This window comes from Brachybacterium huguangmaarense (assembly GCF_025725725.1).
In the GTDB taxonomy this organism is placed as follows: Bacteria; Actinomycetota; Actinomycetes; order Actinomycetales; family Dermabacteraceae; genus Brachybacterium; species Brachybacterium huguangmaarense.
The window spans coordinates 536,131-560,941 of the sequence record NZ_CP107020.1 but is presented as its reverse complement, the minus strand read 5'-3'; the positions used below and the strand labels follow the sequence as shown (position 1 = coordinate 560,941).

At 72.3% G+C, this 24,811-nt stretch carries 19 protein-coding genes, 1 tRNA gene, 1 other RNA gene and 1 pseudogene; 13 read left to right on the top strand and 9 right to left on the bottom strand.

The annotated features are described in order from the left end of the window. Positions 1-9: 9 nt before the first annotated feature. From BRM3_RS02505 to BRM3_RS02485, 5 genes are all read right to left on the bottom strand, one after another. A complete protein-coding gene (locus BRM3_RS02505) occupies positions 10-861 on the bottom strand; it encodes an SMP-30/gluconolactonase/LRE family protein (protein WP_263594531.1) in 852 nt (283 codons plus the stop codon). Between the two features lie 121 nt (positions 862-982). Beyond that, the gene (locus tag BRM3_RS02500; protein ID WP_263594530.1) at positions 983-1,735 is read right to left on the bottom strand and encodes a CE1759 family FMN reductase; all 753 of its coding nucleotides are present in this window, start codon (positions 1,733-1,735) and stop codon (positions 983-985) included. 90 nt (positions 1,736-1,825) lie between these two features. Beyond that, positions 1,826-2,998: an LLM class flavin-dependent oxidoreductase gene (locus BRM3_RS02495; protein ID WP_263594529.1), complete on the bottom strand. Its 1,173-nt coding sequence runs from the start codon at positions 2,996-2,998 to the stop codon at positions 1,826-1,828. Positions 2,999-3,888: 890 nt separating this feature from the next. Beyond that, a complete protein-coding gene (locus BRM3_RS02490; RefSeq protein WP_263594528.1) occupies positions 3,889-4,839 on the bottom strand; it encodes a neutral zinc metallopeptidase in 951 nt (316 codons plus the stop codon). Positions 4,840-5,072: 233 nt separating this feature from the next. Continuing rightward, entirely contained in the window at positions 5,073-5,309 is a 237-nt protein-coding gene (locus BRM3_RS02485; RefSeq protein WP_263594527.1) for a hypothetical protein, read from the bottom strand. A 163-nt stretch (positions 5,310-5,472) separates the two neighbouring features. Between BRM3_RS02485 and BRM3_RS02480 the strand changes: the two genes are divergently transcribed. Both BRM3_RS02480 and BRM3_RS02475 read left to right on the top strand, forming a co-directional pair. Further along, positions 5,473-6,363: a hypothetical protein gene (locus BRM3_RS02480; protein WP_263594526.1), complete on the top strand. Its 891-nt coding sequence runs from the start codon at positions 5,473-5,475 to the stop codon at positions 6,361-6,363. A gap of 36 nt (positions 6,364-6,399) precedes the next feature. Further along, positions 6,400-7,923 carry an ABC transporter permease gene (locus BRM3_RS02475; RefSeq protein WP_263594525.1) on the top strand — a complete coding sequence of 508 codons (1,524 nt, stop codon included), beginning with the start codon at positions 6,400-6,402 and terminating at the stop codon, positions 7,921-7,923. Positions 7,924-8,111: 188 nt separating this feature from the next. Here BRM3_RS02475 and BRM3_RS02470 read toward each other — a convergent pair whose 3' ends face one another. Next, on the bottom strand, positions 8,112-9,191 hold the full coding sequence (locus BRM3_RS02470) for a DUF3100 domain-containing protein (protein WP_263594524.1): 1,080 nt from the start codon (positions 9,189-9,191) through the stop codon (positions 8,112-8,114). Here BRM3_RS02470 and BRM3_RS02465 point away from each other — a divergent pair. The 4 genes from BRM3_RS02465 (at position 9,180) to BRM3_RS02450 (ending at position 12,863) form a co-directional block, all read left to right on the top strand. Further along, positions 9,180-9,785 (top strand): alpha/beta hydrolase-fold protein, encoded by a 606-nt coding sequence (locus BRM3_RS02465; RefSeq protein WP_263594523.1) that lies wholly within the window; start codon positions 9,180-9,182, stop codon positions 9,783-9,785. The genes BRM3_RS02470 and BRM3_RS02465 overlap by 12 nt on opposite strands. A 99-nt stretch (positions 9,786-9,884) precedes the next feature. Next, on the top strand, positions 9,885-11,162 hold the full coding sequence (locus BRM3_RS02460; RefSeq protein ID WP_263594522.1) for an MFS transporter: 1,278 nt from the start codon (positions 9,885-9,887) through the stop codon (positions 11,160-11,162). A gap of 70 nt (positions 11,163-11,232) precedes the next feature. Further along, positions 11,233-11,883: a hypothetical protein gene (locus tag BRM3_RS02455; protein WP_263594521.1), complete on the top strand. Its 651-nt coding sequence runs from the start codon at positions 11,233-11,235 to the stop codon at positions 11,881-11,883. Between the two features lie 110 nt (positions 11,884-11,993). After that, on the top strand, positions 11,994-12,863 hold the full coding sequence (locus tag BRM3_RS02450) for an aldose epimerase family protein (protein ID WP_263594520.1): 870 nt from the start codon (positions 11,994-11,996) through the stop codon (positions 12,861-12,863). Between the two features lie 197 nt (positions 12,864-13,060). Here the strand turns inward: BRM3_RS02450 and BRM3_RS02440 are convergent. From BRM3_RS02440 to BRM3_RS02430, 3 genes are all read right to left on the bottom strand, one after another. Next, a tRNA-Ser gene (locus BRM3_RS02440) sits at positions 13,061-13,145 on the bottom strand. A gap of 121 nt (positions 13,146-13,266) precedes the next feature. Then, complete coding sequence (locus BRM3_RS02435; protein ID WP_263594518.1) at positions 13,267-13,374, bottom strand: methionine/alanine import family NSS transporter small subunit; 108 nt, start codon at positions 13,372-13,374, stop codon at positions 13,267-13,269. Positions 13,375-13,417: 43 nt separating this feature from the next. Further along, positions 13,418-15,052, bottom strand: a complete 1,635-nt coding sequence (locus tag BRM3_RS02430) for a sodium-dependent transporter (protein ID WP_263594517.1) — start codon at positions 15,050-15,052, stop codon at positions 13,418-13,420. 201 nt (positions 15,053-15,253) lie between these two features. Between BRM3_RS02430 and BRM3_RS02425 the strand changes: the two genes are divergently transcribed. The 7 genes and pseudogenes from BRM3_RS02425 to BRM3_RS02395 all read left to right on the top strand — a co-directional run bounded on the left by BRM3_RS02425 (position 15,254) and on the right by BRM3_RS02395 (position 24,496). Next, a complete protein-coding gene (locus BRM3_RS02425) occupies positions 15,254-16,624 on the top strand; it encodes a M20 family metallopeptidase (protein ID WP_263594516.1) in 1,371 nt (456 codons plus the stop codon). Positions 16,625-16,718: 94 nt separating this feature from the next. Then, entirely contained in the window at positions 16,719-18,305 is a 1,587-nt protein-coding gene (locus tag BRM3_RS02420) for an AbgT family transporter (protein ID WP_263594515.1), read from the top strand. Positions 18,306-18,605: 300 nt separating this feature from the next. Further along, positions 18,606-19,610 (top strand): aldo/keto reductase family protein, encoded by a 1,005-nt coding sequence (locus BRM3_RS02415; RefSeq protein WP_263594514.1) that lies wholly within the window; start codon positions 18,606-18,608, stop codon positions 19,608-19,610. Between the two features lie 419 nt (positions 19,611-20,029). After that, positions 20,030-20,650, top strand: a pseudogene (locus BRM3_RS15020) (CPBP family glutamic-type intramembrane protease); the annotation flags it as partial. A 237-nt stretch (positions 20,651-20,887) separates the two neighbouring features. Further along, positions 20,888-20,984, top strand: an RNA gene (gene ffs / locus BRM3_RS02405) — signal recognition particle sRNA small type. A gap of 359 nt (positions 20,985-21,343) precedes the next feature. Beyond that, the gene (locus BRM3_RS02400) at positions 21,344-22,894 is read left to right on the top strand and encodes an alanine/glycine:cation symporter family protein (RefSeq protein ID WP_263594513.1); all 1,551 of its coding nucleotides are present in this window, start codon (positions 21,344-21,346) and stop codon (positions 22,892-22,894) included. A gap of 225 nt (positions 22,895-23,119) precedes the next feature. Further along, the gene (locus BRM3_RS02395) at positions 23,120-24,496 is read left to right on the top strand and encodes a TIGR01777 family oxidoreductase (protein ID WP_263594512.1); all 1,377 of its coding nucleotides are present in this window, start codon (positions 23,120-23,122) and stop codon (positions 24,494-24,496) included. The last annotated feature ends 315 nt before the right edge of the window (positions 24,497-24,811 follow it).

Sequence of the window (24,811 nt, the reverse complement as noted above, 5' to 3'; positions counted from 1 at the left end):
CCGGTCGGGTCAGCCTGCGAACGCGGTCCCGGGCCCGAGCCCCTTCACGCCGGGCGTCGCCGCGAAGAGCGAGCCGGCCGCCGGATCGTCGTCGTCGGCGAGGTTCTCGCGGCTCGTGGTGATGAAGAGGGTCGCGAGATCGTCCCCGCCGAACGTGCAGGCCGTCACCTGACGGGCGCCGACCTCGATGCGCTGGACCACCGAGCCGAGGGCGTCGAGGCCGAGCACGGCGCTCCCGCCGTTCATCGCGACCCACACGTGCCCGTCGGCATCCAGGCACAGGCCGTCGGGGCCGCCCTCCTCGGCCGACAGGTCGCTGAAGGGGCGACGGTTCACCAGGGCGCGCTCGTCGTCCCAGTCCAGGACGTCGACCCGACCGGTGGGGGTGTCCACGTAGTAGGCGAGGGTGCCGTCGGGGGAGAAGGCCAGGCCGTTGGAGATGGTCAGCCCGGTCGCGATGCGGCGCGTGCTCAGGTCCGGGAACAGCCGCCACATTTCGGCGCCGCCCTCGTGCTGGTCATAGGCCATCGAGCCGCACAGGAACGAGCCGTCGGGGGCGACGGAGCCCTCGTTCATGCGCACCGGGCCGTCCCACAGGTCCTCGAGCAGCTCGACGCCCCCGTCGGCGCCCTCGAGCGCGAAGCCCTTCTCGACGGCGAGGACCGCTCCGCCCTGGCGCCGCGGCCGGACGCACGCGACCACGGGGCTGGGCGTCTCGATCCGGTCGACGTCGCCGTCCTCGTGCAGGTGCAGCAGGTCGCCCGCCAGCATGTCCACCCAGCGCAGGCCGCCCCAGGAGTCGGACCATGACGGCCCCTCGGCGTGGTAGCAGATCGAATCGGTCAGGCGCTCGGCATCCACGGTCGCTCCCTCGGGTCGCAGATGGGGCCGGCGGTGGCCCCGGGAGCACCACGCTACGCGACGGGTCCCGCTCGCCGCGGCAGCGCGGACCGTCGCGGCTGGTCGCGCAGCGCCGGGGCGGTCAGTCGCGGCGCAGGAGCGAGCCCAGGGGCACGAAGTCGGAGAACTCCGGGTCCAGGCCCGCGGCGCCGCCGGTCGGCGCGGGGTCCGCTGAGCCCGCCGGGGCGGCGTCGTCCGCGCCTGTGGGGCGCTCGTCGGCCGGGCCGTCCGCCTCCGAGGGCGGCTCGACGTCGTCGTGGCCGATGCGGCGCGCGCCGCAGCCGAGCGCCGCGAGCTCCTGGGCCGCGCGGCGCGTGCGGGAGGCGAGCGAGGCCGCGTCGCCCTCGCCGACGGCGGCGACGCCGAAGTCCGAGCTCGCCGCGACCACGGCCGTCGGCACGAGAGCCGCCTTGAGGTACACGAACATCGGGCGGATCGTGTACTCGAGGGCGAGGGAGTGACGAGCCGAGCCGGCCGTCGCGCCGAGCAGCACGGGCTTGCCGGGCCACACGCCGAGCGGCACCACGTCGATGAAGGACTTGAACAGCCCCGAGGGGCCGGTGTTGAAGATCGGCGTCACCGCGATCACGGCGTCCGCGTCCCGGACCGCGGCGATCAGCGCGGCGAGGCGCTCGCCGGGGAAGTGGGAGAGCATCGCGTCGGTGATCTCGTGCGCGTAGGAGCGCAGCTCGTAGGCCGTCACCTCGACCTCGGCGCCCCGCGCCTCGAGCTCCGCGCGGGCGCTCGCGGCGAGATGGTCGGCGAGCATCCGGGTGGAGCTCGGGGACGACAGCCCCGCGCTCAGCACGACGATCCGCATCGGTGTGTCGGTCATGGCCTCACTTCCCTGACGATGGACGGGACGGCGCCGCCGCGCCGGCGACCGCCGAGGGCGCGGCCGGCCGGCGGACCGGACGCATGAGGCTCAGGCGGGTCGCCGTGGCGAGTCACCGCTCTCGGCCCGGAGCCCGGTCCAGTTCTCTCCCGTCTCGAAACGGTACGCCGCATCGAAGGCGCCGCGCTCGGCCTCGGCCGCCGCGACGAGGCCCGCGTGGGTGGGCGCGTCCGGGACGTCGGCGGGCCGCCGGGCGTCGAGCTCGCGCCGCAGCACGGGCACGACCTCGGTGCCCAGCAGCTCGATCTGCTCCATGACGGTCCGGTGCGGCAGCCCCGCGTGGTCCATGAGGAACAGCTGGCGCTGGTAGTCGCCGACGTGGTCGGCCATCGTGAGGTAGCGCTCGACCACCTGCTCGGGGGAGCCGACGACGAGCGGGGTCTGGGCGGTGAAGTCCTCGAGCGAGGGCCCGCCGCCGTAGACCGGGGCATGGTCGAAGTACGGGCGGAACTCGGCGACCGCGTCCTGCGACCGTGCGCGCATGAACGCCTGGCCGCCGAGGCCGACGAACGCCTGCGCGGCGGTGCCGTGGCCGTAGTGCTCGAAGCGCCGGCGGAAGAGCTCGACCATCTGACGGGTGTGGGCGATCGGCCAGAAGATGTTGTTGTGGAAGAAGCCGTCGCCGTAGTAGGCGGCCTGCTCGGCGATCTGGGGCGAGCGGATCGAGCCGTGCCAGACGAAGGGCGGGACGCCGTCGAGCGGCCGCGGCGTCGAGGTGAACTGCTGGAGAGGCGTGCGGAAGCGGCCCTCCCAGTCCACGACGTCCTCGGTCCACAGACGGTGCAGGAGGTCGTAGTTCTCGACCGCGAGCTCGAGGCCCTTGCGGATGTCCTGGCCGAACCACGGGTAGACGGGGCCGGTGTTCCCGCGGCCCATCACGAGGTCGACGCGCCCCTCCGTGAGGTGCTGGAGCATCGCGTAGTCCTCGGCGATCTTGACCGGGTCGTTGGTCGTGATCAGCGTGGTCGCGGTCGACAGGAGCAGGCGCGAGGTCTGGGCGCCGATGTAGGCGAGGGTGGTCGTGGGCGAGGAGGTCACGAACGGCGGGTTGTGGTGCTCGCCGAGGGCGAAGACGTCCAGGCCGACCTGCTCGGCGAGCGTGGCCTGCTCGACCAGGGATCGCAGGCGCTCGTGCTCGGTGGGCACGCGCCCCGTGGTCGGGTCGGGCGTGATGTCGGCGATGGTGAAGATCCCGAACTGCACGGGAGCGCCCTCCTTCCGGGCTCGGCGCAGGCCCGGCCACACCGGGTCTATAGATGAAAAGTAAACTAATGAAGGGGCGGGGGCAAGGGGATGTCGCTGATGGCACACCGAGGAGAGGGAGCCGGGGCGGCGGAGGGAGGGAAGGGAGTGGCGGCGAGGGGACTGCGGGGGGAGAGAGAAAGGCGGGCTACGTGGCCGGCGTACCCGGGGTGCGTGTCCTGGACGGGACGCTGGTGATGTGCACTGGCTATATAGCCACAGCACATCACCAGCGTCCCGTCCGTGACCAGTGGCCCGAGGAGGCGGCCCTGATCTCGAGTCCGAGGAGGTCCGGGTGGGAGGGGCCTGGGCCGGGACGCCGGCTGGCACCCCGGTTCACGGGTGAGCGCCCGGCCCGGACTTCGGGTGAGCGCCTGGCCCGGACCTCGGATGAGCGCCCGGCCCGGACTTCGGGTGAGCGCCTGGCTCCTGTCGTCCGACGCCGTGCCCCTGGCGGGGCTGCGCGTCTGCTCCTGCCATCGTTGCCCGTCCGGCCGGTGCGACGTGCTTCATCCGACCAGCCGCACCGCCTACCGGCCCTGCCACCCACCGGCTCTGCCACCGCCCGGCTCTGTTACCGACCGGCCGCCCCGTCGACCGGCCGCCCCGCCCACCGGCAGTGCCATCGACCGCCCGCGCCGCCGACCGACTCTGCCGCCCACCGGCTCTGCCACTGACCGGCCGCCCCGCCCATCGGCCGTGCCGTCGACCGGCCGCGCCATCCACCGGCAGTGCCATCGACCGGCCGCGCCGCCCACCGGCTCTGCCACCGACCGGCCGCGCCACTCACCGGCTCTGCCACCGACCGGCCGCGCCGCCCACCGGCTGCGTTGCCGCCCGCGCCCTCCCGGTCAGCGCATCTGCTCGGCCGGGGCGGAGAAGGTCGCGCAGCGGCTCGTGTCGCCGTCCGCGTCGTAGCCCCGCTTGGCCCAGAACGCCTGGGTGGCGGCGCTGCCGTGGGAGGCGTCCGCGCGATAGGTGCCGGGGTCGATCATGCGCGCGTAGTAGCCCTGGGTGATCTGCTGGGCCCCGCCCAGCCGGCCGTGCGACAGCGCGCCCAGGCACGTGGCCATCGACTCGATCCGCCGCGCCATGTCCGCAGAGCCGTCCGCCCCCTGGGCGGCGGCCGCATCCGCGTCGTCGAGCACTCCCGTGAGCGACTGCAGATGATGCCCGTACTCATGGCCCAGCACGCTCACGACGGTCAGCTCGGTCCAGTTGGCGGTGCCCGAGCGGTGCTTGCCGACCGAGGACGAGACGTAGATCGTGCGCTCGGACGGGCAGTAGACGGCCGGGACCGCCGACTCCTTGCCGCCACATGCGCTGCCGGTGCCGCGATGGGGATCGAAGACGACCACGGACACCGGCTCGAAGGTGAGGCCCGCTTCTGTGAGCACGGGCGCCCACTGCCGGTCGAGGCAGCCGGCGAGCGCCGTCAGGTGCTCCTGGAGCGTGTCCCGGGAGGTCGATCTGCCGCGCAGCGCGGGCAGATCGCAGTCCGTCGTCTCGGTCACCCGCAGCCGGGTCAGCGGGGAGCCGGTGAGAGCCGACCAGGCCGGGCTCTCGTGCCCGCTCGGGGGGACCGAGAGGCCGGCCTCGGGCGGCACGGGAGCCTGCGAGTACAGCGGATCGGCCCCGCCGGGACGATAGGGGGCGTCGAACGCGCGCAGCTGGTGGAGGAACGCGATCCCCACCACCCCGACCGCCACACAGCCCACGAGCAGCGCGGCGCACAGGACCAGGGCGGGATGACGCTGCCGGAGGCCGGCGCCGGTGGCGAGATGCCGTCCGCGAGGTTCCATCGTGCGCTCCAGCAGGGTGAGCCGGGGCCGCGCGACGGGGGGAGGGCGCGGCGTTGGGGCCAGGGTACTGGCGTGCGTCGGCCCCCTCTCACCGGTCGCCGCCGCCCGGGCGCCACGATGCATCGAACGATGCGTCCGACCCGCTCGCCCCGCCTGCGGCTGCGGCCCCGCCCGCGTGGCTGCGGCCCCGCCCGCGGCTCCGGCCCCGCTCGCGGCGCCGCCGCGTCAGGAGGTCAGCGCCCCCGGCCGGCGATGAGCCCGCCGATGTAGCCGCCCGAGCCCGCGAGCAGCGCCGACATGACCATCCAGCGGGCCATGACCTCGGAGTCGCCCGCGAAGATCCCGAAGGCGATGAACGCGATGATCGCGGCGATCGCGGCGGCGAGCAGGCTCGACCGGAGCGCCCGCGCCAGCCGGTTCACGTCGTCGGCGGGCACGGGGGGATGGGGCTGGCGCTGATCGGCGGACATGGGCGTCTCCTTCGCTCGGGCGGCGCATGGAGCGCGGGTCCGCGGCGACGCGGCGCCGGCGGGGACCGCGCTCGCCGCGGCTGGTGCGCCCATCGTCGGGCGCGTGGCGGCGCGGCGCGAGATCGTCCCGATCCGGGCGCCAGATGTGTTCTATCGTCGGCGCATGCCGAGGGTCTCGCCGTCCCGCTATCGCATGACCCGCGCCGCCTTCGACCTGGTGAGCGTGTTCGGGTGCCTGGGCGCCGTGGCCGTGCCCGGCCCCGCCTTCGCGGCCGTGCTGGCGCATCGCGGGTACTCGGCGCTGAGCGTGCGCAACGAGCTCGTGCGCCTCGTGGACCGCGGCCTGCTCGTGCGCTCGACGGCCGGCAGGGTCAGCGTCTACCGACGCTCGACGCAGCTCGACGGCGGATTCGTCCGCTACTCCGGGGCTCAGGAGACCGCGGCCTACGACGGCTCCTTCCGGGCGCTGCTGGTCACGATCCCCGAGACCCGGCGCGGCGATCGCGACCGCGTGCTGCACGTCGCCCGGCACTGGGGGTATCGGCCCCTGCGAGCAGGCGTGCTCATCGCCGTACGGGAGCAGCCGGATGACCTGTCGCGCCAGCTCGAGCGGCTCGTCGGCGACGAGGCGGGCATCGAGCACTGCCGCCTCGTGCCGGAGTCCGACGCCCAGGCGCGCGCCTGGGCGCGCCGCGCCTTCGCCGCGCCGGAGGAGGCGGAGGTCGAGAGGCTCGCGGCGCGGGTCCGGGAGCTGGGCGCTGCTCCGGCGTTCGGGCATCGTGAGTACTTCGACCTGTTCCACGAGGTCGCCATGGCGATCGAGCGCACCGAGGTGCTGCCGGAGGCGCTGTCCGATCGCGACGGCGGGGTGGGGGTCCGTGCCCGCCGGCTCATGGCGGCGGTGGTCGAGCTGTGGGCCCAGCGCATGCTCGACGAGCAGCTGGCCGAGGTGCTCGCGCTGCCCGCCGCGGGCCTGATCGCCTGGGACCCGGGGTTCTGGGCGCGCGTGGGCCGGCCGATGCCGGGCGCGGACGAGCGGGAGGCCCAGGCGTAGCCTGCCCGCGAGACCCCGCCGACAGACCGAGGAGCCATGACGAGCGCGAACCCGACCGAGGAGGTCGTCCACACCCCGCCGCCGGGCACGAGCGCGTTCCGCCGCTGGTTCGGCCGGCTGAACCCGCCGCTGCAGCTGGTCCTGATGCAGCTGTGGATGCCGGTGTTCCTGTGCGTCATGTTCATCGTCTGCTACGTCGGCGCGTTCCAGCACGTCGCGCCCCGCCACGTGCCCGTGGGCGTGATCGGCACGAGCGCCGCCGTCGAGCAGTACCAGAGCGCGGCCGACGCGGCGATGCCCGATGCCTTCGACATGGTGCGCGAGCCGGACGGCGCGACCGCGCGCTCCGATGTGCGCGCCGGGCGGGTGGGGCTGGCCTACGACGTCGAGTCCAACGCCGTCATCGTCGCGGGAGCGCACCAGGCGCAGGCGGCCCAGCTGCTGCCGACGCTCGTGGCCCCGATCCTGGGCGCCGACGAGACGCCGACGCACGAGGACATCGCGCCGCTGCCCGCGGGGGACCTGGGCATGACGCCGATGTACCTCATGCTCGCGTGGTGCATCTCGGGCTACCTGGCCGCGATGTTCATCGGCCTCATGGGCGGCCCCCTGCGGCGCCTGACCCGCTTCGCCGTGATCGGCGGCGTGGGCCTGGGGCTGAGCCTGCTCGCGGCCGTGCTCGTGGACCTCGTGCTCGGCGCGATCCACGGCCACTTCTTCGCCCTGTGGGGGCTCGGCTGGGCATGGGCGGTCGCGATCGGCGTCGCGGTCAACGGGCTGTCCTACTTCGTCGGACGCTTCATCGCGGCCCCCGCCATGACGATCTTCATCTTCCTGTCGATCCCCGCCTCGGGTGCGGCGATGCCCCAGTGGCTCATGCCCCAGCCCTTCCAGTGGCTCAACCACGTCGTCGTCGGCTCCGGCATCAGCGAGATGCTCAAGCGTCTCGTCTACGACGTCGGACCGGGCTACGGCCGCGGCTGGGCGATGTGGGCCGGCTACCTGGTCGTCGGGCTCGTGCTGACGTGGGTCGGCAAGCCCTACTGGGAGTGGCGCCGGGTGCGGCGTGTCCTGAGCGGGAGGACCACGATGTTCCAGGACGCCCAGCGGGCCAACGGGCGCATCCACGAGCGCGAGAACGGCCGGCTGCTCGCCGCCCGGGGGCTCGCCCGTCGTGACGACGGCGCCCTCGTGCATCTGGCGACCTCCGGCGAGGGGGAGGACGGCGCGCGCACCGGTGACGGGACGGCCGAGGACGGAGCTGCGGCCGGGCACGTCGGCCGGCACCGTGCCCCGGGGGCCGCCCGCGAGGGCGACGGAGACCACGGCCTGACCGGCCGTCGCCGCGGGAGCGATCTGCTGGAGGACGGCCCCATCCCCGCCGAGGACTGGTCGCCGGAGACCGGCATCATGGGCAGCCTCGAGGACGTGGGCGTGGACGGCTACGGGATCGAGGACGACGAGGCGGCTGCTGCGGACCTGGGCCAGGGCCCGCGGACCGATCGGCGGACCCCGGCGGATGCCGCCGGCACCGAGGACGGCGCGCCCCGCGCGGACTGACGGCCGCGCGGACTGACGCAGCGCGGGCTGACCTGGCGCGGACTGACCTGGCGCGGACTGACCCCGCGCGGGCTGAGCTGGCGCCGGCTGACCCGGCGCGGGCTGACGCAGCGCACAGGGGCGCGGATTGACGCGGCGCCGCGCCGGTCCGGGGCGCCTCGGTCAGAGGGCCGCGGCCCGGCGTGCGCTCACGCGGTCCACATGCCGAGCGCGAACTCCGCGACGATCGTGGCCGGCAGGAACGAGGCGATGATCGCGACGATGCCGACGGGGATGATCTTCCAGCCGATCTTGCGGAGCATCGGCACGTCCTTGCCGAGCGTGAAGCCCGCGATCGTGAGCATGACCGTGATCATGGCGAGGAAGTCCGCCGAGACCGACACCTGGCCCAGCCAGTCGGCGATCGGCGAGATCGGCGAGGTCGCGATCACGCCGATCGTGGTGACGAAGATGATCGCGGGGACCGCCCGGCGGACCAGGTGGTTGAGCCCCAGGCCGGCCGCCACGAGGGCCACCAGCACCACGTACGTGATCACCAGGTCCCACGAGAACGTGCGACTCGCGATCACCGAGACGATCACCCCGGCGACGGCGACGACCGCGAGGGAGATCCACAGCGGCACGCGCACCGTCGGCCGTGCGAGCACCTCGCTCACCGCGGCCGGATCGGCCTCGTCGGCGTCCGCGGCCCCGGCGCCGCGCCCGGGCAGCTCGGCGTCCTGGTTGCGGGTCAGCAGACGATAGAACCGGTCGGTGAGGGGGAGGGACACCCAGACCCCCACGTACAGGCCGAGGGCGCCGGTGATGAGGTTCGAGGTCGCGGCGAGCGCGAGGACCTGCTGCTCCATGTCGGGGTGCTCGGAGACGATGACCGAGGCGGCGGCCGCCATCATCGATCCCGAGCCGACGCCCGAGCCCATCGCGAGGGCGAGCGGGTCGAAGATCCTCAGCGAGATCGTGAGCGACGCGATCAGGCTGACGATCACGGCGCCGAAGACCGTGCCGAACACGTACATCGACAGCACGCCCCGGTACTGGTGGGAGCCCGATCCGTAGCGCTCGCTGACCATCGCGAAGGAGCCCTCGCGGTCGATCGAGAAGGTCGCGCCGATCGTCGCCGGCCCCATGCGCAGCAGCACGGCCAGCGGCAGGGCGAGGGCGACGGTGCCCAGGAGGTGGCCGACCTCCTGGAGCAGGAGGGCGGGGCCCGCCTGGACGAGGGCATCAACCCCCTGGCCCTCCGCAACCGCGACCTGATGCCCCCGCACGAGCCCTATCCGGCCTTCATGCGGGACTACATCCTGGAGAACTTCGGCCCGGAGGCACCCGGCGGCTCGCAGGCGCTGGTCGACCAGTTCTTCGAGTGGATCGAGCGCCCGCGGGCCGATCGCTTCCTCGACCTCCTCGAGCACGAGCTGCATCCGTTCATCGCGTCGCGCCATCGCGTGAGCGACGAGGGGGCGGGCCTCTTCGGCTTCTCGTACGGAGGGCTCTTCGCCCTCTACGCGCTGACCTCCGGGTCCACGTTCTTCACCCGCTTCGGTGCCGGCAGCCCCGGCATCCTCGTCCCGGACAGCACGATCTTCGACCGCTATCGCGCCTTCGCGGCCGACGACGCGAACGCCGGCCGCGCCCGCCATCTGCACATGACGCTCGGGACCGGCGAGATCTTCGGGCCCTCCGAGCTCATGAGGAAGATGGCCGTGGAGGACCTCCGCTTCATCGACCTGGCGCGCTGCCACCCCGTCCCCGGCCTGACGCTGACGACGGCCATCTTCCCGGACGAGGACCACGAGACCGGCTGCATCGACGCGTACCGCAGCTTCGCCCGGACCTGCTTCCCCTCGCAGAGCGCGGCCTGACCACCCGACGTGACCGCGCTCGCCGACCTCCGGTCGCACGACGAGCGCCGCTCACCGCCGCCTCACCTACCTGACGACGACGTCTAGACAAGGACACCCATGAACACCACCGAAGCGGTCACGGCCGACGAACGAGAGCACTCGTTCGGCCTCTCGGGCGCGCAGCGTAACGCCCTTCTCGTCTCACTGCTCCTCAGCTTCTTCTTCCTGAACACCGCCTATGCGGCGATCGGCGGGGTCTTCGTCCCGGCCAAGCTCGCGCTGATCGACAACGCCGCCAAGGTGGACAACCTCGCCGTCATCTCGAGCATCGGCGCATTCATCACGCTCTTCGTGCAGCCGATCGTCGGCACGCTCTCGGATCGGACCCGGTCCCGCCTCGGGCGCCGCACGCCCTGGATCGCGAGCGGTGCCGTCGCCGGCGGCGCCGTGGTCATCCTCATGCAGTTCGCGAACTCGGTCGCGCTGGTCGGGATCGGCTGGGTGCTGGCGCAGGCGGCGCTGAACGTGTTCCAGGCGCCGTCGTCCGCGGTGCTCGCCGATCGCGTGGACTACCGGCACCGCGCGCTGGGCTCCTCCTTCGTCGGCGTCGGCACGACGCTCGGGATCTCGGCGGGCTTCGCGCTCGCCGGGAACCTGCTGAACCGCATGGGCGTCGGGTACACGCTCTTCGGCGGCGCGGTGATCGTCTGGGCGGTCGTCTTCGTGCTCGTCAACCGCGACAGGTCCACGACGGGGCTCGCTCGCGCCGACTTCTCCTGGAAGGAGTTCTTCCTCGGCTTCTTCCGGCCGCTGAACTTCCGCAAGCACCCCGATTTCGTGTGGGCGTGGCTGGGGCGTTTCTTCATGGTCCTCGGGTACCAGGCCATCCAGCAGTACGGCCTCTACATCTTCACCGACTACATCGGCTTGGAGGTGAACGCGGCGGGCCGGGCGCTCGCCACCATGAACATCATCATCATGGTGACGACGATGGTGGCCTCCATCGCGTTCGGGCGGTTCTCCGACAAGATCGGCCGCCGCAAGGCCTTCGTGTTCGCCGCGAGCGCCATCATGATCGTGGCGATCCTCATCCCGCTGCTCGTGCCGACCACGGCCGCGATGTTCCTCTACGGCGTGATCGTGGGCGTCGGCTACGGCGCGTACATCTCGGTCGACCTCGCCCTCATGATCGATGTGCTGCCCTCGAGCGGCGATGTCGGCAAGGACCTGGGCGTCCTGAACGTGGCGACCAACATCCCCCAGACGCTCGTGCCGATCCTCGCGGCCGTGCTGCTCGGCATGTTCGGCCACAACTATGCGGTGATCTTCATCTACGCCATCATCGGCGTGATCCTCTCCTCGCTGTGCGTGTTCCCGATCAAGAGCGTCAGATGACGCCGGTCGCGGCATCTTCCCCTGTTCGATCCAGAAGAAAGGCAGATCAATGTCCCCGAAGAAGAGTCAGATGACGCGCGACGAGCTCATCGCATGGCACCGCCGCGTCGCAGAGGAGTTCACGAAGGCCCATGTCGACGGGCACGAGACCGGCAGGATCGTCCGTGACCCGACGTACTGGAACTTCGCGCCGGACGCGACCGTGCAGAGCTGGGACTCGGGCGGCGCCGAATACCCCAAGGGCGACTGGGGCACCGCGCTCAAGGACGCCGACAGCCAGGAGGCCCGGATGATCAACGACGTCATCCCCGACTTCCGGGCGGTCGAGTCCCAGGTCTTCGCGAACGAGGCCTGCGGAGCCGTCTACACCGTCTACGAGGGCACGGCGAAGGACACGCCTCGAGCGCGCTCGATGGGCCTGGGCGGCAAGACGATCCGGATGGCGGACTTCAACATCTACGTCATCAACGAGGACTGCCAGATCGTCAAGCAGATCATCCTCTCCAGCTCGCATCACGCCGTCGTCGCCCTGGCGCTCCAGGGATGGGCCGGCCAGGCCGGGGGAGCAGACGCCCTCGGCGCGGGGGAGGACTACGACCGGGCGGTCTACGCTTTCGCGGAGAAGGGCAGGATCGTGGACCCGGACGTCCCGATCACGCCCGTCCACGGGCTGATCCCGTGGTACGCCGACGGCGAGCGCGTCGCGGACGAGGGACGCTGACGGCCCGGTCTGTGCGTCCTGATGGCGGGAGGGCGGGTCGCCGCGCAGCATCTGGCGACCCGCCCTCCCGCCCGTCCGCGTGTCCCGTGTCGAGGAGAGGATCCGGTCCGATGCGCCCTGACGACGACGGCGACGCGGACCGCGGCGACGCGCGGCCTCTGCCGCTCTCCGGGCGACAGCTCGTCCTCCGTGCGGGCGACTACGCCGCCACGGTCACGGGCCTCGGCGCCGCCCTGCGCCAGGTGACGTTCCGCGGGCAGGACCTCGTCGGCGGCTTCGACGAGGACGACCTCCTCCCTGGCATGAGGGGAGCGGTCCTCGCCCCCTGGCCGAATCGGGTCGCGGACGGCGCGTACCGCTTCGCGGGCACGGCCCATCAGCTGCCGGTCAACGACGTCGCCGGCCGCAGCGCTGTGCACGGACTGGTCTTCATGCAGGACTTCGACGTGCTCGCCCGGTCCGGCGATGCCGTCCGTCTGCGCACACGGATCGCGCCGCGGCCGGGCTACCCGTGGCGGATGCGGGTCGACGTCCAGGCCTCCGTCGGCGCCGAGGGGTGCACGCAGCGCATCGTCGCCACCACCGTGTCGACGACCCCGGCGCCGTGCGGGCTGGGAGTCCATCCCTACCTCGTGGCCGGCCCCGCCCACGAGGGCGCTGTCGACGCTTGGCGGCTCGACCTGCCCGCACGGCGATCACTGCGATGCGATGACCGGGGCCTGCCGATCGACGAGGTGGCGGTGCCCCGGAGCGGTGGCGACGGGCGCGACGTCTCCGTTCCCCGTCGCCTCGGGGCGACCGTGCTCGACACCGCCTTCACGGACCTGCGACGAGACGACGAGGGCGTCGCGCGCATCCGTCTGACGACGGGCACGGCGTCGAGGTCACGCTCGGCAGGACCGCCAGATGGGTGCAGGTGTTCACGGCGGACACGCTCCCCGGGCAGGAGCGCCGTGCCTCGCTCGCGATCGAGCCGATGACGTGCCCGCCCGACGCCTTCAACTCCGGGCGCGACCTGGCGGTGCTCGAGCCGGGGAGGTCCCTCGAGCTCGTGTGGGGCGTGCGACGCATCTGACGGCGGGCGGGGCGGCTGCCGCGTCGTGCCCGGCAGGAGGCATGCCCCGGCGCACGAACGCCCCTGATCTGCCGAAAGGCAGGTCAGGGGCGTTCTCGTGGGCGGAGGATGGGGGATTTGAACCCCCGAGGGCGTGAACCCAACACGCGTTCCAGGCGTGCGCCATAGGCCGCTAGGCGAATCCTCCAGTGCATCGGGGCACAGGCCCGCGAGGCGTGCTCCAGGCTACCCGAGAGGCGGCCGGGAACGGAAACCGGCCCGACGCAGGTCACACGAGGATCGTGTGCAGGCGGCGGGCCGGTCCGGGGTCAGTCGAGGTCCTCGGGATGACGCACGACGTTGACGATCGCGGCGACGAGGCCGCCCCACACGGTCGCGATCGCGACGATCAGCATGACGATGGACGAGGCCGACATGTGCAGCTCCTCAGGGTCGGTGGGCGGGAGGCGGACTGGGCGTTCAGGGGGTGCGCATCGCGTGCGGGGTCGCGGCGCCCGCGTGCTCGAGGCCCTGGCCGGGCACGACGTCCGGGGCGACCTCGTCACCGTCGGAGTCGAGCTGATGCAGGTGCGAGCGGGGTGACCAGGGCGCGAGCGACAGCACGATCGCGGCCACCAGCAGCAGGGCCGCCATGCCCCAGCCGAACACGTTGACGAACCAGGCCGGGTATCCGCCGTAGGGCTCGCCCGCGCCCAGCAGGTCGCGGCTCGAGAAGAACAGCGTCACGGCCAGCACGATCGGGTCGACGACCGCCACGCACGCGATCCAGAACCAGCCGATCTTGAAGGAGCCGGAGTGGTTGAGATGGTCGCGCAGGGTGGGCAGACCGCGCACGAGCCACGCGAGGATCACGGTGGACACCAGGGCGACCGCGACGATGCCGTACTCGTTGACGAACTTGTCGAGCACGTCGAGCATCGGCAGCCCCGAGCTGAACGAGAACAGGATCGTCGAGACCAGGGCGAGCGGCACCATGACGACCAGCACCGACGCCGCGCGGGACATGCCGAACTTGTCGTGCACCGCCGAGATGACGACCTCGACGATCGAGACGAGCGAGGTGAAGCCGGCCAGCACGAGGGAGCCGAAGAACAGCACGCCGATGAGGGCGCCGCCGGGCGCCTCGCCGATGATCGTCGGGAAGGCGATGAAGGCCAGGCCGATGCCGCTCGAGACCACCTCGTCCACCCGCACGCCCTGGGCCTGGGCCATGAACCCGAGCGCCGAGAAGACCCCGATGCCGGCGAGGATCTCGAAGGCGGAGTTGGAGAACCCGACGACCAGCCCGGAGCCCGTGAGGTCCGACTTCTTCTTCAGGTACGACGAGTAGGTGAGCATGATGCCGAACGCGACCGAGAGCGAGAAGAAGATCTGTCCGTAGGCGGCGACCCACACCCCTCCGTCGGCCAGCGCGCTCCAGTTGGGGGTGAACAGGGTCTCGAGACCGACGAGCGCACCGGGCAGGAACAGCGCGCGCACCACGAGGATCACGAACATGATCACGAGCAGCGGGATGAAGATCATCGACAGCCGGGCGATGCCGTTCTGGATGCCCAGGATCATGGTGACGACGGTGGCCACCCAGACCACCACGATGGAGATCAGGACGGGCCACACGATCGAGCCGCCGACGGAGGTCTCGGCGGCGTCGGGCGCCTGCGTGAAGCTCCCGAAGAACGCGGCCGCGTCATCGCCCCAGGACGTGTTGAGGGAGAAGAACATGTAGTCGGCCGCCCAGGCGATGATCAGGGCGTAGTAGGCGCCGATGATGACGCAGATGAGCACCTGCCACCAGCCGATGAACTCGCCCCACCGCTTGAGGCGGCGCCAGGCCAGCGGGGCCGAGCCGCGCCAGCGGTGGCCGATCGCGTAGTCGACGAACAGCAGCGGGATGCCGGCGGTCAGCAGTGCCACGAGATAGGGGATCATGAACGCCCCGCCGCCGTTCTCGTACGCGACGGCGGGGAAGCGCCAGATGTTGCCGAGGCCGACGGCGGAGCCGATGGCGGCGAAGATGAAGGCGGAACGACCGGAGAAGGCGCCGCGATTGGCGCTCGCCTTCTCCGGGGCGGCAGTGTCTGTCGAGGAGGACATCGGAGCCTTCCGGGGAGAAGAGGGACGAGGGCGGGGCGGACGGGCCGCCCGGGGATGCCCGGCGGATGAAAGGGCCCAGGATAGGCACAGGGCCGCCATCCGTCGCCACCGGTGACCGATGCGTGGTCTGCGCACGTCACGGCATGGTTGCACGTGCCGGATCAGGAGCGCCGACGCCGCTCGCTGTGTTTGGGTGTTCCCATGCCCACCACTGCGCACGATGCCCCTCGCCCCTCCGCCGAGCCGCTCGAGCCCTCGACCGACTACCTCGAGGAGCTGCAGGCGGCGACCGATGCCGCGTACGCGACCGCACGCCATCCCGGCTCCGCCTTCGCCGGCGCCGACGATGCCGTGACCGCTCGCCTCGAGCACGCCGTCGAGGGTCTGCACGGCGAGCTCGTCGACCTCATGCTCGACCTCGCCGCGCATCCCGAGACCGCCTTCGAGGAGGTCCGCTCCAGCCGCGCGATCGTCGAGATGCTGCAGCGCCACGGGATCGACGCCCAGCTCGGCGTGCACGGCGTCGAGACCGCCATCCGCGCCGAGATCGCCCCGGCCGAGGGCGTCGAGAGCCCGACCGTCGCCGTGCTCTCGGAGTACGACGCCCTGCCGGTCATCGGCCACGGCTGCGGCCACAACGTGATCGCCGTGATGGGCCTCGGCGCGTTCCTCGCGCTCGCGGCCCTCGCCCAAGAGGACCCGGGCCTCGTGCCGGGCCGCGTCGTCTACCTCGGCACCCCCGCCGAGGAGGGGCACAGCGGCAAGGAGGTGATGGCGCGCGAGGGCGCGTTCGAGGGCCTCGACGCCGCCGTCATGGCCCACGGCTACGGCCACGACCTGGCCGATCAGCTGTGGCTCGGGCGGCGCACCCTGACCGTCGACTTCCACGGCCGCACGGCCCACGCCTCCGCCCAGCCCTTCATGGGGCGCAACGCCCTGGACGCCGCCTCCCTCATGTACCAGGGCATCGGTCTGCTGCGGCAGCAGACCCCGCCCACCGACCGCCTGCACGCCGTCATCACCGAGGGCGGGGACCGCGCGAGCGTCATCCCCGACCTCGCCCGCGTCCAGATGTACGTGCGCTCTCCCGCGCCGGCGACCCTGCGCGACCTGTCCCGACGGGTCGAGGACGTCGCGCTCGGAGCGGCCCTCATGACCGGCTGCGGGGTGACCGTCGACTGGGACGTGCACCCCCCGTCGCTGCCCGTGCGCACCAACGAGGCGCTCACCGGCCGCTGGGTCGAGGCGCAGCGGCGTCGCGGACGTGAGCCGCTGCCCCGCGGCGTCGTCTCCGAGACCCTCGCCGCGTCGACCGACTTCGGCAACGTCAGCTACCGGCTGCCGGGCATGCACCCGCTCATCCGCATCGCCGACCCCGAGGTCGCCCTGCACACGCGCGAGTTCGCGGCCGCCGCGACCTCCGACCGCGCCCGCTCGGCCGCCGCCGACGGGGCCTTCGGCCTCGCCGCGACCCTCCTGGACGTCCTGCACGATGACGAGCTGGCCCGCGCCGTGGCCGAGGAGTTCGCGGCCTCCGGCGGCGCCATCGACGTCCCGCATTACTTCGACTGACCCGCCTGACCAGCATCGGCTCCCCTCTGCCGATCGAGACTCGCCCGGACCGCATTGCCTCCCTTCCGCCCGACACCCCGCCCCAGGAGCACCGATGACCGCCACCCCTGCCCCGAGCGCCGGCCCCCGAGGATTCGGCGACCGGATCCTCAACGGCGTCGAACGCATCGGCAACAAGCTGCCCGAGCCGTTCATGCTGTTCCTGATCCTGTTCGCGATCACCGGCATCGTCTCGACCGCGATGGCGCTCGCCGGCGTCGTCGTCGAGGTGCCCGGCTCCGACGAGCCCACCGTCATCAAGGGCCTGTTCACGGGGGAGGGCCTGACCTGGCTGACCTCGAACATCGGCCAGAACTACATGGGCTTCCCGCCGCTCGTCACCGTGATGCCGATCCTGCTGGGCATCGGCATCGCCCAGCACTCCGGGCTGCTGGCCGCGGGGATCCGGACCATGTTCGGCTCGTCGCCCGCCTGGGCGCTGCCCTACGTGGTCGGCTTCGTCGGCGTGATCGCCTCGATCATGGCCGACTCCGCGTTCGTGGTGGTCCCGCCGCTCGCCGCCCTCGTCTTCAAGGCGGCCGGGCGCCATCCCGTCGCGGGTCTGCTCGGCGGCTTCGCCGCGGCCGGCGCCGGCTACTCCACCAACATCGTGCCGACCAGCCTCGACGCCCTGTTCGCCGGCATCACCAACTCGGTCATGGAGACCCTGCCGGGGCTCGGCGCGACCACCGTCAACCCGATCTCCAACTGGTGGTTCAACATCGCCGCGTCGATCATCCTCGGCGCGATGGCGGGCTTCATCATCGACCGCGTGATCGAGCCCCGGCTCGTGCGCCAGGACGTGCCGCGCGACGAGACGCTCGAGGACGGGGACGACTCCGGCACCTCGGCCGAGCACATGCGCGCCAAGCTCAGCCCGGTCGAGAAGCGCGGGCTCGTGGCGGCCGTGATCGCGGGCGTCGTGCTCACCGCGGTCGTGCTCGTCGCGGCGCTCCTGCCCTCCTCGCCGTGGCGCAACGAGGACGGCGGCTTCCTGCCCAAGTCCCCGCTCCTCGACTCGATCGTGTTCCTGGTGTTCGCGTACTTCGTCGTGCTGGGCCTGGTCTACGGCATGGTCACGGGCACCCTGCGCTCCACTGGAGACGCCGTGCGCATGATGACCGACGCGATCAAGGAGATGCTGCCGTTCCTCGTGCTCGCCTTCATCCTGGGCAACTTCATCGCGCTGTTCAACTGGTCCGGGATCGGCTCGTGGATCGCCGTGACCGGCGCCGAGGGGCTCGAGCGGATCGGCCTGACCGGCTTCGGGGCGGTGCTCGGCTTCATCCTGCTGGCGAGCGTGCTCAACCTGTTCATCATCTCCGGCTCGGGCATGTGGACGATCATGGCCGCGGTGTTCGTGCCGATGTTCGCGCTGCTCGGCTACGAGCCGGCGTTCACGCAGGCGGCGTTCCGCGTGGGCGACTCCGCGACCCAGATCATCACCCCCATGAACCCGTACATGGTCGTGCTGCTGGGCATGCTGCGGAAGTACGAGGCGCAGGCCGGACTCGGCACGCTGTTCGCGCGCATGCTGCCCTTCGTCGTGCCGTTCTGGCTGATCTGGGCCGCGATCCTCGCGGTGTTCTTCTTCGCCGATCTGCCGCTCGGCCCCGGCAACGGGATCTACCTCGGCGAGTGACGGGCGGCGCGCGCGGGGCGCGCGGGGCAGGGGGCTGACGTCGCGCTCGTGGCTGCTGGCGGACCGTGGCGTCGCGCTCGTGTCCTTTGGCGGACCGTGGCCTCGCCGGCACGGTCCGCCAGCGGGCTCATGGCCTGAGGGTGCCCGCGCCCGCGCTCGTGCGCGCCCCCGTCCCGGCGTCGCGCTGGTCCGAGAGTGGGTGACGACGGCGCACGGAGGTCAGGAGGTCCGGACGGGTTCCGCGGGCGGCCCCGCGACGGCGCCCATGCATCTGTCGGCGGGGGTTCGTAGTCTGACGGCATGGAATTCAAATACCTGGGCCGCAGCGGCCTCAAGATCAGCGAGATCATCTACGGCAACTGGCTCACCCACGCCTCCCAGATCGAGGACGAGCGGGCGCGGGCCTGCGTGCGGGCGGCTCTCGACAGCGGCATCACGAGCTTCGACACGGCCGACACCTACGCCAACACGGCCGCCGAGACGGTCCTGGGCGAGGCGCTCAAGGGCGAGCGCCGCGAGTCGCTCGAGATCTTCACCAAGGTCTACTTCCCGACGGGCCCCAAGGGCCACAACGACACCGGCCTGTCCCGCAAGCACATCCGCGAGTCGATCGACGCTTCCCTGCGGCGTCTGCAGACCGACTACGTCGACCTCTACCAGGCCCACCGCTACGACTACGAGACGCCGCTCGAGGAGACGATGCAGGCCTTCGCCGACGTCGTGCGCGCGGGCAAGGCCCTGTACATCGGGGTCTCGGAGTGGACCGCCGACCAGATCCGGGCGGGGCACCACCTGGCGCGCGACCTCGGCATCCAGCTCGTCTCGAACCAGCCCCAGTACTCGATGCTGTGGCGCGTGATCGAGGAGCGCGTGGTGCCCGACTCGCGCGAGCTCGGCGTCTCCCAGATCGTCTGGTCCCCGATCGCGCAGGGCATCCTGACCGGCAAGTACCAGGTGGGCGCCGAGCCGCCGGAGGGGTCGCGGGCGCGCGACGAGAAGGGCGGCGCCGACATGATCAAGCGCTTCCTCGACGATCCGACGCTCGAGGCGGTCCAGAACCTCCGCCCGATCGCCGACGACCTGGGTCTGACCATGGCCCAGCTCGCCGTGGCGTGGGTGCTCGCGAACGACAACGTCGCCGGCGCGATCATCGGCGCCTCGCGGCCCGAGCAGGTGACCGAGAACGTGAAGGCGTCGGGCGTGCGCCTCGACGCCGAGACCCTGCGACGCATCGACGAGGTGCTCGGCGACATCCCGGAGACCGACCCCGCCAAGACGGTCTCTCCGCCGCATCGGCTGAGCTGACCCGGGCGTCGAGCTGACCTGAGTGTCGAGCTGACCCGAGGTGCTCGGCGTCGCCGGCACCGTCTCGCCCGTGCGCCGGGGATCCCGCTGTTCCCCGACGGGCCCTCGATGCGGCGGCGCGCGATCGAGCAGCGCGTCGTGACCACGTCGCGTGAGCTCGACGCCGGTGACCCAGGGGCCTCGCCGGGGAGAGCGGGACGGAGCGCCGAGGGAGCGGGCCTCGAGGTCGACGACGAGAGCCGGGACGCCGTCCGTGGCAGCGGTCCCCCGAGAGAGGGCGTCGGGACCTCGGGTTCTCCCCCGGAAGGGACGGCGGGATCCACCATGTCGGCACGGTCGGCGCCTCCGTAGCGTCGAGGGCAGTGAACGACCCGGCCGGCCCGATCCGGTGGGCGCCCTTCCATCCCAGGAGCGAGACCATGCCCCTCTCCCCGTCCGCCGCGATCGCGGCGACGCCGACCCGGGTTCGCTGGACCCGCGTGGCCGCCTTCTTCGCGATCGCCCTCGCGGCCTCCGGCCTGCTCTCCGTGCCCTTCGCCCTCGGCGTCCTCCCGGAGGAGGCCGTGGGTCTCGTCGTCCCGATCGCGCAGCTCGCCCCGCTGATCGCCGCGCTGATCGTGCGCGACCGATCCGTCCGGAGGCGTGACGCCCTCACCCTCACCGTCCCGTCCCGCAGGGCCCTCTGGCAGGCCGCGGGAGTCGCGGTGCTCGCCTTCGCCTCGGTCCCGCTGGTGCGCGCCGCGATCGCGCTGGTCACCGGATCGGCGCAGCTCGGCGCAGGCGACGGCATCGCGATGATCGTGGTCGCCGTGCCCGTCGTGCTCGTCCTCCAGACCCTCTTCGGCATCGGCGAGGAGCTGGGCTGGCGCGGATGGCTGCAGACGACGCTCAGCCCGCTCGGCTTCTGGGCCTCCTCCCTCGTCATCGGCGTGCTCTGGGCCCTCTGGCACCTGCCGATCGTGATCGCCCTCGGGCTCGCCGGTCGCGAGCTCGTCGCCTACCTGCTGGTGATCCTCGCCGTCGCTCCGCTGCTGTCGACGCTGCGAGTGCTCGGGATGAGCGTGTGGCCGGCGGTGCTCGGGCACGGCCTCCTCAACAGCCTGCGCGTCGCGATCGACCAGAACCTCCTCTCCCCGGCGTCCGAGCGCGGGGACGGGGCGTTCTGGATCGTCGAGGCGAGCGGCTGGGCGCTGTGGCTCCTCGCCGCGTTCCTCGTGATGCGGGCGGCGGGGCGACGTGCGGGTTCGCACCGCCCCGGGGCATTGGCTAGACTCGTCCGCGACCCCTCGTGCGGTGTCACCTCGCTGAACTCCCCCAGGGCTTGACGGCAGCAAGGGCAGGCGGGCTCTGGCAGGTGCGCGAGGGGTCCTTCCATGCCCGGACGCAGGCAGAGCCGTCGGCCGCGACCCGCCCGGGCACGTGCGCAAGGTCGACCGGCGCGGACGCCCCGCGATGTTCCGCGAGCGGCCCGCGATGCTCCGCGAGGTGCGCGATCTCCGCCCCGCGGGGGCGCCGGCCAAGGTCACGGATCGACAACGAAGTCGGCTCCGGCACGGAAAACTGCTCTCCCGACGGGGAGATGTCCGCCACACTCGGTGCCTATCCGAGCGGCGACCGCCTCGCGGACCCGCCCGTGCCCACCGGCATCGGCGTGCTCTGCCACCGCCCGGACGCCGTACGCCTGCTTCCCCCTTGATGCAGGTCCCGTTTCCCCGACCACGAGGAGTCCGCAGATGACCGACCTCATCGGGTGGCTGTCCGGAAACATCCAGGGCACCCCGTTCATCGTCCTGTGCCTCGCCGCAGGCCTCTACTTCACGATCCGCACGGGCCTGCTGCAGATCAGGAACATTCCCGACATGCTGCGGCAGATCGTCCGCGGCGAGAAGTCCGCCTCCGGCATCTCCTCGTTCCAGTCGCTCATGATCTCGCTCGCCGGCCGCGTCGGCACCGGCAACATCGCGGGCGTGGCCACGGCCATCGCCTTCGGCGGCCCCGGTGCCGTGTTCTGGATGTGGATGATGGCGTTCCTCGGATCGGCCACGTCGTACATCGAGTGCACGCTCGGCCAGATCTTCAAGGAGCGCGACCGCGACACGGGCGAGTACCGCGGCGGCCCCGCCTTCTACATCGAGAAGGCCTACAGGCACACGCGCGGCCGGGGCTTCTCCCAGGTCTACGCGATCATCTTCGCGATCGTGTCCGTGATCGCCCTGAGCTTCTTCCTGCCGGGCGTGCAGGCCAACGGCATCTCCACCTCGATGGAAGGCGCGTGGGGTCTGCCGCTGTGGGTGCCCACCGTGGTCGTGCTCGTCGTGCTCGCGGTCATCATCATCGGCGGCGTCAAGACCATCGCGAACTTCGCGTCGCTCGTCGTGCCCGCCATGGCGATCATCTACATCATCGCGGCGATCGCCCTCATGGTCGTCAACGCCGACCAGATCGTGCCCGTCTTCAGCGAGATCTTCTCCTCGGCCTTCGGCATGAACGCCGTGTACGGCGCGATCTGGGGCCTCGCCGTGCAGTGGGGCGTCAAGCGCGGCCTCTACTCGAACGAGGCCGGCCAGGGCACGGGCCCCCACTCGGCCGCCGCCGCCGAGGTGTCCCATCCCGCCAAGCAGGGCTTCGTGCAGGCCTTCGCGGTGTACGTCGACACCCTGTTCGTCTGCTCCGCGACCGCGTTCATGATCCTGTCCACCGGCATGTACCGCGTCTACTCCGATGCCGTCGAGGACCCCTCGCAGATCCTCACCGAGGGCCCCGGCGGCCTGGCCGACTCGGTCAAGGTGGGCCCGGGCTTCGCCCAGGCCGGCTTCGACACGATGCTCCCGGGCGTCGGCGCCTCATTCATCGCGTTCGCGCTGCTGTTCTTCGCGTTCACGACGATCATCGCGTACTACTACATGGCCGAGACCAACCTGACCTACCTCATGCGCTGGGTCCCGAACCACACGGCGCGACGCGCCCTGGTGTGGGTGCTGCGCGTGCTCATCATGGTGGCCGTGCTCGTGGGCGGCCTGTCCACGAGCACCGGCACCGCGTGGGGGCTGGGCGACATCGGCGTGGGCGCGATGGCCTGGCTCAACATCCTGGCGATCCTCGTGCTGCAGTTCCCGGCGCTCAAGGCGCTCAAGGACTACCGGCAGCAGAAGAAGGCCGGGCTCGACCCGCAGTTCGATCCGCGGAAGCTCGGCATCGAGAACGCGGACTTCTGGATCGAGCGCGCCGAGAAGCGCGCCCAGCGCGACGGGCGCTCCGAGGAGGAGGTCGACGCGACGCGCTGACGCGGCTGCTCCCGCGGTGCGCTGACGTCCCCGCCCGAGCGGCTTACGGGGCCGGGCGGCGCACACATGTGACGCTGAGAGCCGCAGCCCTCGAGAATCGGAGGGGTGCGGCTCTCAGCGTCACCTCTGTGTCGGCGCACCCGACCGACCGGCCGGCCGTTCCTCCTACGGCGCGGGCCCCGGTAGCGTGGAGCCACGATCCCGCGTCAGCCCCGGAGGCATGCCATGCGCATCGAGTCCACCGACCACCTGGACCACCCGTTCGCCGACGTCGCCGCGTGGCATCGCCGTCCCGGCGCCCTCGTGCGGCTCACCCCGCCCGGCCTCGCCACGATCGACCGGCCCGCCGAGGGGGGACTCGACGTCGGCCGTCGCGTCAGCGTGCACCTCGGCCCGGGCATGCTGCCGACCGGGCGGCCCCGCTGGACGCTGCGACACGCGGCGCTCGCCGAGCACGACGACGCCCTGCGCTTCGAGGACCGGCAGGTGACCGGGCCGTTCCGCCTGTGGCATCACGTGCACGAGCTGCGCGGCGACGGATCCGGCACCACGGTCCGGGACACGATCGAGGCCGAGGCTCCGGGCGGTGGCCGCGTGGCCGATGCCGCCCTCGCCGACCAGGTGCGCCGCACCCTGACCTTCCGCACCGAGCAGCTGCGGGACGACCTCGACCTCCATGCCCGCTACGCCGACGCGCCACGGCTCACGGTCGCGATCGCGGGGGCCTCGGGTCTCATCGGCACCCAGCTCGCCGCCCTCCTCGAGACGGGCGGGCACCGCGTGCGACGCATGGTGCGCGGACGCGAGGCGGGCGAGGGAGAGATCTCGTGGGACCCGCAGCGCGGCGTGCTCGACCCGGCGGACCTCGAGGGCGTCGACGCCGTCGTGAACCTCGCCGGCCGCTCGATCGCCACCCGCATGACGCCTGAGGCGAAGCAGGAGATCCTGTCCTCCCGCGTCTCGAGCTCCGAGCTCATCTCCCGCACCATCGCGGGCATGTCCGACGGGCCGCGCGTCCTGGTCCAGGCGAGCGCGATCGGGTACTACGGGGCGCAGCGGCCCGGGGAGCTGCTCACGGAGGGCGACCTGGGCGGCGACGACGTGCTCGCGCAGGTGTGCCGGGCCTGGGAGTCCTCGACCCGGCGTGCCGCCGAGGCGGGCGTGCGGACCGTGCATCTGCGCACCGGGATCGTGCTGTCCGACGGCGGGGGAGCGCTCCTGCCCCAGCTGCCGCTGTTCCTGCTCGGTCTCGGCGGCCGTCTGGCCCCGCCCGACGCCGTGAGCAGCTGGATCACGCTCGACGACATGGTGCGCTCGTACGCGCACGCCCTGCTCACGGCGGATCTCGCGGGGCCCGTCAACGCCGTCGCCCCGCATCCGGCGACCGCGCGGGAGCTCGCCTCGACGCTCGGCCGCGTGCTGCACCGTCCCGCCGTCGTGCCCGTGCCGGCCGCCGGGCCCGCCCTGCTGCTCGGCCGAGAAGGAGCGCGCGAGCTGGTGCGCGCCGACCAGCGCGTGTCGGACGCGACGCTGCGCGACAGCGGATTCGAGGCCGCCTACCCGGAGCTCGAGGGCGCCCTGCGCCACGTCCTGCGACGCTGAGCGGCCGGCTGGCCCGGGTGGGGGCGGGAGTCCGTGGCGTGGTGTGCCGGACGACCGATAGCGGGGCTGGGTGCCTGCTCGCGGACCGTGGCCGGCGTGCGAGGGTCCGCCAGCGGACATGTCGGGACGACCAGGATGGATGGCTCCAGGGTCGCGCCTGCTCCCTCTCGCACCACTGGACACCCGGCCGGCCCGCGCGGCCTGCCCCACGTGGCCACCCGGCCTGCCTGCGCGGCCTGCCCCGCGTGGCCACCTGGCCTGCCCCGCGCGGCCTGCCCGCGGGTTCTGCCCCCGACCTGCCCGGCCGCCGGCCTG

Coding starts and splice junctions, on each gene's coding strand:
- BRM3_RS02480 (WP_263594526.1), top strand. CDS start 5,473: ATGCCGAGGGTCTCGCCGTCCCGCTATCGCATGACCCGCGCCGCCTTC.
- BRM3_RS02395 (WP_263594512.1), top strand. CDS start 23,120: ATGCGCATCGAGTCCACCGACCACCTGGACCACCCGTTCGCCGACGTC.
- BRM3_RS02450 (WP_263594520.1), top strand. CDS start 11,994: ATGCGCCCTGACGACGACGGCGACGCGGACCGCGGCGACGCGCGGCCT.
- BRM3_RS02420 (WP_263594515.1), top strand. CDS start 16,719: ATGACCGCCACCCCTGCCCCGAGCGCCGGCCCCCGAGGATTCGGCGAC.
- BRM3_RS02400 (WP_263594513.1), top strand. CDS start 21,344: ATGACCGACCTCATCGGGTGGCTGTCCGGAAACATCCAGGGCACCCCG.
- BRM3_RS02455 (WP_263594521.1), top strand. CDS start 11,233: ATGACGCGCGACGAGCTCATCGCATGGCACCGCCGCGTCGCAGAGGAG.
- BRM3_RS02475 (WP_263594525.1), top strand. CDS start 6,400: ATGACGAGCGCGAACCCGACCGAGGAGGTCGTCCACACCCCGCCGCCG.
- BRM3_RS02460 (WP_263594522.1), top strand. CDS start 9,885: ATGAACACCACCGAAGCGGTCACGGCCGACGAACGAGAGCACTCGTTC.
- BRM3_RS02415 (WP_263594514.1), top strand. CDS start 18,606: ATGGAATTCAAATACCTGGGCCGCAGCGGCCTCAAGATCAGCGAGATC.
- BRM3_RS02485 (WP_263594527.1), bottom strand. CDS start 5,309: ATGTCCGCCGATCAGCGCCAGCCCCATCCCCCCGTGCCCGCCGACGAC.
- BRM3_RS02425 (WP_263594516.1), top strand. CDS start 15,254: ATGCCCACCACTGCGCACGATGCCCCTCGCCCCTCCGCCGAGCCGCTC.
- BRM3_RS02435 (WP_263594518.1), bottom strand. CDS start 13,374: ATGTCGGCCTCGTCCATCGTCATGCTGATCGTCGCGATCGCGACCGTG.
- BRM3_RS02430 (WP_263594517.1), bottom strand. CDS start 15,052: ATGTCCTCCTCGACAGACACTGCCGCCCCGGAGAAGGCGAGCGCCAAT.
- BRM3_RS02465 (WP_263594523.1), top strand. CDS start 9,180: ATGCCCCCGCACGAGCCCTATCCGGCCTTCATGCGGGACTACATCCTG.
- BRM3_RS02490 (WP_263594528.1), bottom strand. CDS start 4,839: ATGGAACCTCGCGGACGGCATCTCGCCACCGGCGCCGGCCTCCGGCAG.
- BRM3_RS02500 (WP_263594530.1), bottom strand. CDS start 1,735: ATGACCGACACACCGATGCGGATCGTCGTGCTGAGCGCGGGGCTGTCG.